Source organism: Gramella jeungdoensis (assembly GCF_023805255.1).
GTDB classification, from domain to species: domain Bacteria; phylum Bacteroidota; class Bacteroidia; order Flavobacteriales; family Flavobacteriaceae; genus Christiangramia; species Christiangramia jeungdoensis.
This window is the reverse complement of sequence record NZ_JAMSCK010000008.1, coordinates 16128-27201: the sequence shown is the minus strand read 5'-3', so window position 1 is coordinate 27201 and position 11074 is coordinate 16128. Positions and strand designations below refer to the sequence as shown.

General features: G+C 40.4%; 11 protein-coding genes. 9 read left to right on the top strand and 2 right to left on the bottom strand.

All coding sequences use genetic code 11. The annotated features are described in order from the left end of the window. Window positions 1–6 precede the first annotated feature (6 nt). From NE848_RS16595 to NE848_RS16555, 9 genes are all read left to right on the top strand, one after another. Window positions 7–1701, top strand: a complete 1695-nt coding sequence (locus NE848_RS16595) for an efflux RND transporter periplasmic adaptor subunit (RefSeq protein ID WP_252115725.1) — start codon at window positions 7–9, stop codon at window positions 1699–1701. 20 nt (window positions 1702–1721) lie between these two features. After that, window positions 1722–2210 carry a DUF305 domain-containing protein gene (locus NE848_RS16590; RefSeq protein ID WP_252115724.1) on the top strand — a complete coding sequence of 163 codons (489 nt, stop codon included), beginning with the start codon at window positions 1722–1724 and terminating at the stop codon, window positions 2208–2210. Window positions 2211–2250: 40 nt separating this feature from the next. Continuing rightward, on the top strand, window positions 2251–2994 hold the full coding sequence (locus tag NE848_RS16585; RefSeq protein WP_252115768.1) for a PepSY domain-containing protein: 744 nt from the start codon (window positions 2251–2253) through the stop codon (window positions 2992–2994). 51 nt (window positions 2995–3045) lie between these two features. Continuing rightward, window positions 3046–3621 carry a DUF3347 domain-containing protein gene (locus NE848_RS16580; RefSeq protein ID WP_252115723.1) on the top strand — a complete coding sequence of 192 codons (576 nt, stop codon included), beginning with the start codon at window positions 3046–3048 and terminating at the stop codon, window positions 3619–3621. A gap of 127 nt (window positions 3622–3748) precedes the next feature. Further along, the gene (locus tag NE848_RS16575) at window positions 3749–4264 is read left to right on the top strand and encodes a helix-turn-helix domain-containing protein (protein ID WP_252115722.1); all 516 of its coding nucleotides are present in this window, start codon (window positions 3749–3751) and stop codon (window positions 4262–4264) included. Window positions 4265–4351: 87 nt separating this feature from the next. Next, on the top strand, window positions 4352–5347 hold the full coding sequence (locus tag NE848_RS16570; RefSeq protein WP_252115721.1) for a potassium channel family protein: 996 nt from the start codon (window positions 4352–4354) through the stop codon (window positions 5345–5347). Window positions 5348–5481: 134 nt separating this feature from the next. Next, the gene (locus NE848_RS16565) at window positions 5482–5802 is read left to right on the top strand and encodes a four-helix bundle copper-binding protein (RefSeq protein ID WP_252115720.1); all 321 of its coding nucleotides are present in this window, start codon (window positions 5482–5484) and stop codon (window positions 5800–5802) included. 255 nt (window positions 5803–6057) lie between these two features. Then, a complete protein-coding gene (locus NE848_RS16560) occupies window positions 6058–8565 on the top strand; it encodes a heavy metal translocating P-type ATPase (protein WP_252115719.1) in 2508 nt (835 codons plus the stop codon). Window positions 8566–8703: 138 nt separating this feature from the next. Beyond that, window positions 8704–9927: a permease gene (locus NE848_RS16555; RefSeq protein WP_252115718.1), complete on the top strand. Its 1224-nt coding sequence runs from the start codon at window positions 8704–8706 to the stop codon at window positions 9925–9927. A 53-nt stretch (window positions 9928–9980) separates the two neighbouring features. On the opposite strand, the gene NE848_RS16550 is transcribed toward NE848_RS16555, so the two are convergent. Beyond that, window positions 9981–10406, bottom strand: a complete 426-nt coding sequence (locus tag NE848_RS16550; RefSeq protein ID WP_252115717.1) for a hypothetical protein — start codon at window positions 10404–10406, stop codon at window positions 9981–9983. 105 nt (window positions 10407–10511) lie between these two features. After that, window positions 10512–11003, bottom strand: coding sequence for a hypothetical protein (locus NE848_RS16545; RefSeq protein WP_252115716.1), 492 nt, complete (start codon window positions 11001–11003; stop codon window positions 10512–10514). Between the last annotated feature and the right edge of the window lie 71 nt (window positions 11004–11074).

Below are 11074 nucleotides of genomic sequence, written 5' to 3'. Positions count from 1 at the left end.
ATAAAAATGAAAAAATATATAACCTATATAGTTGTAATGCTTGCAGGATTGTTACTGGGATATCTCATCTTTAATAACAGTTCAGAAGGAAGCTCTGAAGTTTCTGAAGCTCATGAGCATTCAGAAGAGGTTCAAATGTGGACTTGTTCCATGCATCCGCAGATCATGCAACCCGAACCGGGAGACTGTCCTATTTGCGGGATGGATCTTATTCCCGCTGAGGCCGGAGCAGAAGGCTTGACTGCCGATGAATTCAAAATGACCGAAAATGCCATGACCCTGGCAAATATTCAGACTAGTGTGGTGGGAAATGCCGATGCTACCCCGGGAAAGATAAACCTTTCAGGAAAGATAAAGGAGAATGAGGAAGCCAATGCAGTACAGTCCAGTCATGTAGGCGGCCGAATAGAAAACCTGTCAGTTGCTTATACCGGAGAGAGTGTAAACAGGGGGCAGCTACTGGCTACTATTTATTCACCCGATCTTGTGGCGGCACAACAGGAACTGCTTACAGCTGCAAAATTAAAAGAATCCCAGCCGGCACTTTATAAGGCGGTTAGAAATAAGTTGAAATACTGGAAACTTAGCGATGCCCAGATAGATAAGATAGAATCTACGGGAGAAGTTAGGGAGAATCTGCCCGTGTATGCAACCGTTACAGGGACTGTTACGGAAAAACTTGTTCAGGAAGGAGATTATGTGAAGCAGGGACAACCTCTATATAAGATTGCAAATCTTAATACTGTTTGGGCGGTTTTTGACGCTTATGAGTCCCAGATATCGAATCTGAATGTAGGGCAGGAATTGAAGATTACAGCTAATGCATACCCCGATAAGGAATTCAGCGGAAAAATTTCCTTTATCGATCCATTGCTGGATGAAAGTTCCAGAACGGTAAAAGTAAGGGTGGAGCTTAAAAATACCGATGATATGCTTAAACCGGGCATGTTCGTACAGGCGGAACTCGAAAGACCTGAAGGCATTCACGAAGGATCTATTCTGATCCCCAGATCAGCAGTGTTATGGACCGGTACGCGTTCACTGGTGTATGTAAAGACCAGTCCTGATGAACCGGTCTTTCAGATGAAGGAAGTGAAACTGGGCGATGCTCTTGATAACAGTTATGAGGTGCTGGAAGGCCTGAGTGATGGAGATGAAGTGGTGACCAATGGAACTTTTACCGTAGATGCGGCGGCACAGCTTCAGGGAAAAAGGTCTATGATGAACAATCCCAAAAGCCAAAAAAAGCAGGCTATGAATATGAAAATGGAACTTTCGGAGGATTTTCAAAAGGAATTCGTAAAAAGCCTGGATGAATATTTTAAGCTTAAAGACGCTCTTGTAGATTCAAATCCTGAGAAAGCTATGAAAAGTGCGGGATCTATGCTGGAAAAACTTCCAAAAGCCAAACTCCAGGGAATGGCTGCAGCTCATTTCAATAAAGTGAAGGAGATGTTGGAGGCGATTTCTAAAAATGAGAACCTGGAGAACCAAAGGGCTCATTTTGTGATCCTTTCAGAAAATATGATAGCCCTTACGGCAAATATTGATAGCCTGGGGCAGGCAGTTTATGTGCAGCACTGCCCAATGGCAGACTCTAATAAGGGGGCTGATTGGCTAAGCCTTTCTTCAGAAGTTAGAAATCCGTATTACGGGGAAGCGATGCTTTCTTGTGGAGAGGTGACCAAAGAACTTAAGTAACTAACCATAAACGAGAAATTATGAATTCAATGAACAAAGAAGAGCACAAGACTGGTAATAATTATACCAGATTTTTCCTGATGTTAGGTCTTTCATTTGTGGCAATGTACATTACTATGTACCTAAATACCTATGAAATTGATCATGTTTATTTTAGTCTTACGCGATTTTACATGACCTGTTTGGGAATTGCGGCTATGGCAGTGGTCATGCTCTCTTTTATGCTGAATATGTATAAGAACAGGAAAAAGAATATCGCCATTTACGTGGGAAGTCTTGTCTTATTCATTAGTGCCCTCGGACTGGTAAGGGCACAAGCACCTATAATTGGCGACGTACTTTATATGAAGGCCATGATCCCTCACCATTCTATAGCAATTCTAACAAGCAAAAGAGCAGATATCAAAGATCCTGAAACTAAAAAACTGGCTAAAGAAATTATAGAAGCACAGAAAAGGGAGATCGCTCAGATGAAGAAGATTATCTACCGACTGGAAAACGAGAAATAGAGTAATTAATAAATAAATCCCAATTCAAATTTTTTAAATGATAGTAAAGAGAAAAACAGCGATGAATATCCGGAAGATCCACAGGTATCTGGGTATTTTTATAGGTATCCAGTTTATCATGTGGACGGTAAGCGGACTTTATTTCAGCTGGACCGATCTGGATGAGATACATGGAGACCATTTTAAAAAGCACCATCCGGAACAGGCAGCCTTTAATGATTTAAAAAGCCCGTCTGAACTTGCTCCTGAATTAGAAGTTACTTCTATCGATCTCCAGGAGATTTCCGGGAATCCTTATTATTTTATAAATGGTGAGATTCTGATGAATGCCCATACCGGGGAAAAACTGGACGAAATTAGTGAAGAAGATGCTTTATCCATAGCAGGTAGATACATGAAAGATGAGCTTGAAGTATCAGGAGTGGAGAGGATCACTGAAACCGGAAAGCATCATGAATATAGGGAAAATCTTTTGCCGGCCTATGTGATCTCCTATAAGACCGATGAAAACCTTAAGGCCTATATAGGGGCGACCAATGGTGGATTCAGAACGGTAAGGCACAGAGATTGGAGATGGTTTGATTTCTTGTGGATGACCCATACAATGGATTATGAAGGAAGGGATGATTTTAATAACCTGGCCTTACGCAGTTTCTCTTTACTCGGTTTGATCACTGTTCTTAGTGGTTTTTTACTGTGGTATATTTCTTCACCAACAGTAAGGAAAGTGGTGCAGCCAAAGAAAAAAAAGAAGAAAGCTAAAAAGAAAAAAACAAGAGTGTAATAACAATAATTAAATACGTCAAAAAATAATAACAGATTAATAATTAAAAAGATGAAAAGAAATTTAAGAAGTTTAATCACATTGAGTATGATCGCAGGAAGTTTGGTTTTAACATCTTGTGGCGATAGCAAAAAAGATAAGAAAGATTCCTCGACTCACGATGGGCATGAGATGCATCAAGAAGCTGAAGGTATGGACCATACCAAGGAAACTGAAAAAAGTATGGTAGAATTTAAAAACGATACGGTAGAACAGGCTTATAAACATTATCTGTCTATAAAGACGGCTTTAGTAGAAAGTGACCATGTTGCCGTAAAGGAAGCTGCAGGTAAATTGGTAGATGTCTATGGTGAAAAGGCCAGAACTAATGAGATAGCCTTACGAGCTAAGCGGTTTCTAGATGTTTCAAATATTGAGGAACAAAGAGATATATTTTCCAGCCTTACCAAAGCTATGGAACCAGTATTAAAGGAAGCTATTTCTTCAGGAAAGATATATAAACAGTTTTGTCCTATGGCTTTTGGAGGAAGAGGAGATTACTGGTATTCAGACTCTGAGCAGATCAGAAACCCATATTTTGGTGATAAAATGCTAAAATGTGGCAGGGTAGAGGAAACCATCATGTAAGATCGATATTTAAAATCAGGCTGGAATTTTTCAGCCTGATTTTTTTACTAATTTTATAAGGCTATATTAGGCTTAAGTGGAAGAATTTCAAATTCAAATAAAGAATGTTGTCTGTCAGAGATGTATCATGACGGTAGAAAACATTTTAAATAAACTGGATATTCCCTTTAAGGATGTACAGTTGGGGAAAGCCAATTTACATAGGAGCCTCAGCAGTATTGAGCAGCACGAACTTCAGAAGGAATTTGAGAAAGTAGGTTTTGAGATAGTTCAGGATAGGAATGAAAAAATGATCAACCAGATCAAATCTACTATTATTGATGAGGTGTATTCCAATGATCCTTCCAATAAAAAACTATCTGAGATACTGACTCAAAAGCTGAATTACGATTACAGTCATATTACTCATCTATTCACCGAGAAAGAAGGTCAGAGCATTCAGAAGTTTTACAACGCTGTGAGAACTGAACGGGTTAAAGAACTAATAGATAATGACGAATACAGCCTGGCGGCAATTGCAGATCTTCTCGGGTATTCCACTCCGGCATACTTATCTACCTCATTCAAAAAAGCTACCGGTTATACTCCTTCAGAATACAAAAGCCTTAAGCTGAATGACAGGAACAGCTTGGATGCCGTATAGACTTCCAAAGATTTAAGGCTATTTTAGGAAAGATTCTTTTATAATTTTGTTCATTCATATTGGTAATCTCTGATTTGATAAACCTTTATGGAAATAATCCTTCTTAGCCTGGGAGTCCTTATCTATTTATTCACAGTCCTGGATATTGTTCAAACAACTTTATCCATGCAAGGCGGCGGATTGATAACAAGCAGGTTCTCCCATGGATTCTGGACCCTGTTTCTGAAAATGTCTGGAAGAGATGGAAAGAAGAAGATATTATCCCACACCGGATACATATTACTTATCTCTATTGTTCTGATCTGGGTATTTCTTCTCTGGTCAAGCTTTGTGCTACTTCTTGCATCGCATGAAGGTTCGGTAATAAACAGTACAACAAAGGAGGCCACCGGTCTGTTAGAAAAGATTTACTATGCCGGATTTACTATTTCTACCCTTGGCGTTGGCGATTACATCCCAGCTTTAAATAGCTGGAGAATAATTTCTGCCATTTATTCATTTACAGGTCTTATTCTTTTGACCATGTCCGTGACTTATTTTATTCCGGTTCTTTCGGCAATTATAGAACAACGAAAATTAGGAATTAGATTAAGTAATTTAGGGAACAGCCCGGAAGAAATACTCGTTAATTCCTGGAACGGTAAGGATTTTAGAGAATTTACAGAAAAGATCAATGACCTTTCTGAATCACTTGTGCATCACAGTCAGAATCACCGGGCCTATCCGGTAATCCATTATTTCCATAACTGGAAAGAAAAGAATGCGGTGATTTTACAGCTGGCCAGGTTACACGAGGCACTGTATTTACTCAAATATGAAATAGATAAAGAGAAAAGCCCAAATGAGATGGATTTAAAACCTCTTGAAATTGCCTTTCAGAACTACCGGGAAGTAATCACTGAGGTTACACATATTAAAATCATAGAGGAGGCCCCACCTCTGGCTGAGACCAGTATACTCAAGGAGCTGGGTCTAATTATAGAGGACAGGTCTAATATAGAGGTGAACGAGGAACTCATTAATACCCGCAGGTTATTTCAAACCCTGGTAAGACAGGATGGATGGAGCTGGAAGATGGTTTGAATTCTATATGATATCCTAAATTTTCATCCTCAAGGTTAAAAATATTTAAAACCGAAAGAACTTAGCATAATTTTATAAGTAGGTCCTTTGAGTCGTTTCTATATTTATTATAAACCATAAAAAATCAACAACTTATGAGGAATGAGAAACTGATCAATGCACTTGGTAATTGTATCAATCACTGTAATTATTGTGCTGATGCCTGCCTGGATGAGCAGGATGTAAAGAAGATGGTAGACTGTATTAGAACCGATCGAGTTTGTGCCGAGGTTTGTTCTACTTTAAACCAGGTTTTAGCTACGAACTATGCCGATGTAAAAGCTTTGGTTGAATATTGTAAAAAGATATGCCAGGACTGTGCTACAGAGTGTGGAAAGCATGATGCTCAACATTGTCAGGATTGTGCAAAAGCATGTAGGGAATGTGCAAGCGCATGTGAAGCCTATCTGGCTTAAAGAAATATCATAGCTGTCTAAAAGGTCAGGAAAAGGTCATCCTGAATTCATTTCAGGATCTTAGCGTATTGAAAAATCAATGTTGATTAGAAGCTGAAAACTAGTTCAGCTTGACGAAGTATAGACTTTTTAGGCAGCCTATTATTTTTTAAAAGTTTTTTCCAAAAGATTGAACATCTCCCGATTTCACCTGTCTTACCTTCGTATTCTATAATTCTTTGAAAAATAATAACTTCAGGTGATCACATTTATAAAATGAAACATACTTATAAAATAACCGGAATGACCTGTAATGGATGCAGGTCGCATGTTGAACATGCTTTAAATGGTGTTGCGGGTGTAACTAAGGCTTCAGTAGATCTGGACAAGGCAGAGGCGGAGATTTCAATGGAAAAGCATATTGAAATTGAAGAATTTGAAAAAGCCCTTCAGGAAGCCGGAGGAAATTATCATATAATGATGCCAGGCGACCATTCTCATAAGCACCACCATCCTAATAAAAAAGCAGCGGAGAAAAAAGGAAAGGGTACGGGAACCTGGTATTGCCCTATGCATTGTGAAGGCGATAAAACTTATGATAAGCCTGGAGACTGTCCCGTATGCGGGATGGACCTTGTGGAAGAAGTAAGCCTGAAATCTTCCTCTACAAAATACACCTGCCCTATGCATCCGGAAGTGGTGAAGGATGAACCCGGAAGCTGCCCCATTTGTGGGATGGACCTGGTACCAATGGAACCAGAGGCTTCTGCCGAAGAAAAAGGATATAAAAAATTGCTTCGAAAATTCTGGATTTCGGTGGCTTTTACAGTCCCCATCTTTCTTATTGCAATGTCTGAGATGATCCCGGGTAACCCGCTTTATGAAGTAGCCGGGATGAAAATATGGAATTGGGTTCAATTCGGGCTTTCATTACCCGTGGTATTCTATGCCACCTGGATGTTCTTTGAACGAGCTTATCGTTCTATCAAAACGTGGAACCTGAATATGTTCACCCTGATAGGGATCGGTGCCGGAGTAGCATGGGTTTTTAGTGTATTTGGACTGATCTTTCCCGATTTCTTCCCGCCACAGTTCAAGACCGAAATGGGAACGGTGCATGTATATTTCGAGGCTGCAACTGTTATCCTTACATTGGTTTTGCTTGGCCAGGTGCTTGAAGCCCGCGCCCACAGCCGAACGAATTCCGCCATCAAGGAATTACTCAAACTGGCTCCCAATACCGCCGTTAGGATAAAGGACGGAAAAGAAGAAACAATTTCGGTAGATAAAATTGAAAAAGGCGATGTGCTTCGCGTTAAACCGGGCGAGAAGATCCCGGTGGATGGGATTATTAAAAGTGGAAAAAGCAGCATCGATGAGTCCATGATCACCGGAGAGCCTATACCGGTTGATAAAGCCGAAGGAGATAAGGTAAGTTCCGGTACCATTAATGGAAATCAGAGTTTCACCATGACAGCTGAAAAAGTGGGGGATGAAACCCTGCTTTCCCAGATCATTAAAATGGTAAATGAAGCCAGCCGTTCCCAGGCGCCTATTCAGAAACTTGCTGACAGAATCTCGGCTTATTTTGTCCCGATCGTGGTACTGGTATCGGTGATCACTTTTATCGTTTGGGCAATTTACGGTCCTGAGCCGGCTTATGTCTATGCGCTCGTGAATGCTATCGCAGTACTTATTATTGCGTGTCCCTGTGCACTTGGCTTGGCCACTCCAATGTCGGTAATGGTAGGGGTAGGTAAGGGAGCTCAAAATGGTGTACTTATCAAAAATGCGCGGGCTCTGGAAGAATTCAATGAGATTGATACGCTTATTATCGATAAGACCGGGACTATTACCGAGGGAAAACCTTCGGTGGAAAAGGTGGTTTCGGTAAATTCAGATCATTCGGAAAAGGAAATTGCAAAACTCATAGCTTCGGTTAATGCCCAGAGTGAGCATCCGCTTGCCCTTGCCACCGTGAATTATGCAAAAGATGAGAATATTGAATTTGAAGAAGCATCAGATTTTAATGCGGTTACAGGAAAGGGAGTTCATGCCATACTTCAGCAAAAAAGGCTTGCCCTTGGGAATGATAAATTAATGGAGGCGGAAAAGGCCGAGATCAGCCCCGAAGTAGAAGGGAAAGTGATTGAAGAGCGCGAACAGGGTAAGACCGTATCCTATTTTGCCATAGATGGAAAGGTGGTTGGATATATCACCATTACCGATGCTATTAAAAAGACCAGCGCAGAGGCTTTAAAGGAGCTGCAGGAACATGGAGTGAAGGTGATCATGCTTACGGGTGACAACTCAAAGACCGCGGCAGCCGTGGCAAAGCAACTGAATCTGGCTGAATTTAAAGCTGAAATGGTGCCTCAGGATAAATTGAAAGAAGTTGAAAGGCTTCAGAAAGAAGGACGAAAAGTAGCCATGGCGGGTGACGGTATAAATGACGCGCCCGCCTTGGCAAAGGCCAATATTGGAATTGCCATGGGAACAGGAACCGATGTGGCGATAGAAAGTGCCGCGATCACCCTGGTTCAGGGAGATCTAAAAGGAGTGTTGAAAGCGAAAAAGCTTAGTGAAAAGGTGATGAGAAATATCAAGGAGAACCTATTCTTTGCACTCATCTATAACATTATAGGGGTTCCTGTAGCTGCAGGGGTACTTTACCCAGTATTTGGAATTTTGCTTTCACCTATGATCGCAGCCTTGGCGATGAGCTTTAGCTCGGTTTCTGTAATAGGGAATGCCCTGAGGTTAAGAAACGCTAAACTGGATTGAAATAGTCATTTCGAACGAAGTGAGAAATCTAAAGAGATCTCTCAATCTTCCCGCTAGTTATCGGGACTCCTTCGAAATGACATTTTATTTGATAATGTTACCTTGAACTAGTCTCAGGGTTTAAAATGAACTTTAAATATGCAGGATTTTTTAAGTCAATGGGGAGAAGCGGCTTATACTACAGCCGGGTTTTTCTGGATGGCCTTGTGGGCGTTTGCTCTGGGATATGTAATAAGTAGCGGGATACAGGTTTTTGTGACCGAAAAACGAATGCAAAAGACCATGGGAAAGGAAGAATCTAAAGGGCTCTTACTCGGAACCTTTTTCGGGTTTATTAGTAGTTCCTGTAGTTTTGCTGCTCTCGCATCAACCAAAAGTCTGTTTAAAAAAGGTGCCAGCTTTGTTTCATCCATCGCTTTTCTTCTTGCCTCCACCAACCTGGTTATAGAACTGGGAATTATTATTTCAATTTTCCTGGGCTGGCAATTTGTGGTTGGGGAATATGTGGGTGGAATAATACTGATTCTCATAAGCTGGCTATTGATCAGACTTATAAATCCTAAAAAACTGATCAAAAAAGCGCGTGAACGCCTGGACAGTGAAGACGATGATGATGCCGATCCTGATAAATCCTGGAAAAAAAAGATGAAATCTGAAACAGGATGGGCAAAAGTTTCTCAGCAATACGCGATGGAATGGAAGATGGTGTGGAAGGATGTCACCATAGGGTTTACCATTGCGGGTATTGTTGCTGCTTTTGTGCCCGATTCTTTTTTCCAGACTTTATTTATCAATAGTGGCCAGGGAAATGCAGATCTTGGATTTTTTACCATCCTGGAACATATTATTGTAGGGCCGGTGGCTGCATTTATCACCTTTATAGGTTCTATGGGGAATATTCCTCTGGCAGCTTTATTATTTGGAAAGGGCGTTAGTTTTGCCGGGGTGATGGCCTTTATTTTCAGCGACCTGGTAGTCTTCCCGATCTTGAGGATCAATGCCAAATATTATGGATGGAAAATGAGTTTCTTTATCCTGTTTCTTTTATTTACTTCCTTAATCGGGGCATCACTGGCATTGCATTACGGCTTTAATTTGTTAAACCTTCTTCCAGATCCTTCTTCTGTGAAGATCATGGATACCGAATACTTTAAGATCAATTATACTTTCTGGTTGAACATGGTATTTCTGGCAATTTCCGGCTATTTGCTTTATCTCGGATTCTTTAAAAGAAAGGATGTGATGTTTATGAAAGAAATGGCTCCTAAAAGCCAGGTTTTAGAAAAAACGCTTAAATATATTGCGTTTGTATGTTATGCCTGGCTGATTGCGGGACTTGCTATAAAGTTTTTCGTAAACTGATAAAATAAAAAAGGGCCGTTAGGCCCTACAGGTTAGTAATTGGGAACAGGGATTTATCCCTGATTTCTTCTTCCTTTTTGCATATGCATTTTTCTTCCTTTCCGTCTTTTTTCCTGAAGCTGCTCCCATTTAGTGTACTGTTCTTCGGTAAGGATCTTTTTCAGTTCAGCTTTATATTCTTCACTCATTTCCAGGTGTTCTTCTCTTATTTTGGCGCGTTCCTTCTGTAATTCCTTTCGAATTTCCTCACGTTCCTTACGCCGCTCCTGCATCAGTTCTCTTTGTTCCCCAATTCTTTTAGTATAGAGCTCCTTAAGTTTGGCTTCCTGTTCCTCGTTGAGGTCTAGTTGCATAGCCAGTCTTTTAGCTCCAAGAATTGCCATTTCTTCATCAGACATTTCTGATCTTCTTTCTCCTCTTTCCTGGGCGAATGCGACTACGCTGAAAAGAAGGAGCATTAGAGTGATTAGGTTTTTCATAATCATAAGGTTTTGACGTTGAGTTTATTTGACTCTTCAAGTTTCAATTGGTTTAAAAACAAAACAGGGCGTTTGCCCTGTTTTGTAAAAGCTTTTTTTGAAAGTCTAATATTCGGTATCGTCATCATCAGACTTATCTTTTTTGCCTTTTTTCTTGCCTTGCATTTTCATCTCCCCCTTATGCATTTTCATTTCTCTTTCATGCATCACTTTCCATTTGGCATATTGACTTTCATTCAGGATCTCTTTCATCTCTTCTTTGAAATCGTCCTGTATTTTCATCCTTTGCTTATGCATATTTGCTTTTTCATCGGCCATATCTTCGGGTTCATCAGCCATATCATCCATATGGTCTGCCATGAGTTCCTTTTGGGCTTCCAGTCTCTTCATTTGAGCTTTTTTGATCTTTGCTTTCTGCTCTGCATTCAGGCTTAAGCGAGTCGCCATTTTATCGGCGTACATCATGGCATGTGGTTCGGGATCATCCATCATAGCCTGTTTTTCATGACCTTTTGCTTTTCCCTTATTTTTGTCTACCTGGGCAAATACCCCAAAAGAAAGGAATAGCACAACTAATAATAAGCTAATATTCTTCATCACTTTAAAAGTTTTGGTTTATACTCACTTAAAATTAAGGGATATAGAATCTGCGAGTATATGTTTTAACA

Bases quoted from the DNA above. Each gene is read 5' to 3' on its own strand.
- NE848_RS16595 (WP_252115725.1), top strand. From the start codon at position 7: ATGAAAAAATATATAACCTATATAGTTGTAATGCTTGCAGGATTGTTA.
- NE848_RS16590 (WP_252115724.1), top strand. From the start codon at position 1,722: ATGAATTCAATGAACAAAGAAGAGCACAAGACTGGTAATAATTATACC.
- NE848_RS16580 (WP_252115723.1), top strand. From the start codon at position 3,046: ATGAAAAGAAATTTAAGAAGTTTAATCACATTGAGTATGATCGCAGGA.
- NE848_RS16575 (WP_252115722.1), top strand. From the start codon at position 3,749: ATGACGGTAGAAAACATTTTAAATAAACTGGATATTCCCTTTAAGGAT.
- NE848_RS16570 (WP_252115721.1), top strand. From the start codon at position 4,352: ATGGAAATAATCCTTCTTAGCCTGGGAGTCCTTATCTATTTATTCACA.
- NE848_RS16565 (WP_252115720.1), top strand. From the start codon at position 5,482: ATGAGGAATGAGAAACTGATCAATGCACTTGGTAATTGTATCAATCAC.
- NE848_RS16560 (WP_252115719.1), top strand. From the start codon at position 6,058: ATGAAACATACTTATAAAATAACCGGAATGACCTGTAATGGATGCAGG.
- NE848_RS16555 (WP_252115718.1), top strand. From the start codon at position 8,704: ATGCAGGATTTTTTAAGTCAATGGGGAGAAGCGGCTTATACTACAGCC.
- NE848_RS16550 (WP_252115717.1), bottom strand. From the start codon at position 10,406: ATGAAAAACCTAATCACTCTAATGCTCCTTCTTTTCAGCGTAGTCGCA.
- NE848_RS16545 (WP_252115716.1), bottom strand. From the start codon at position 11,003: ATGAAGAATATTAGCTTATTATTAGTTGTGCTATTCCTTTCTTTTGGG.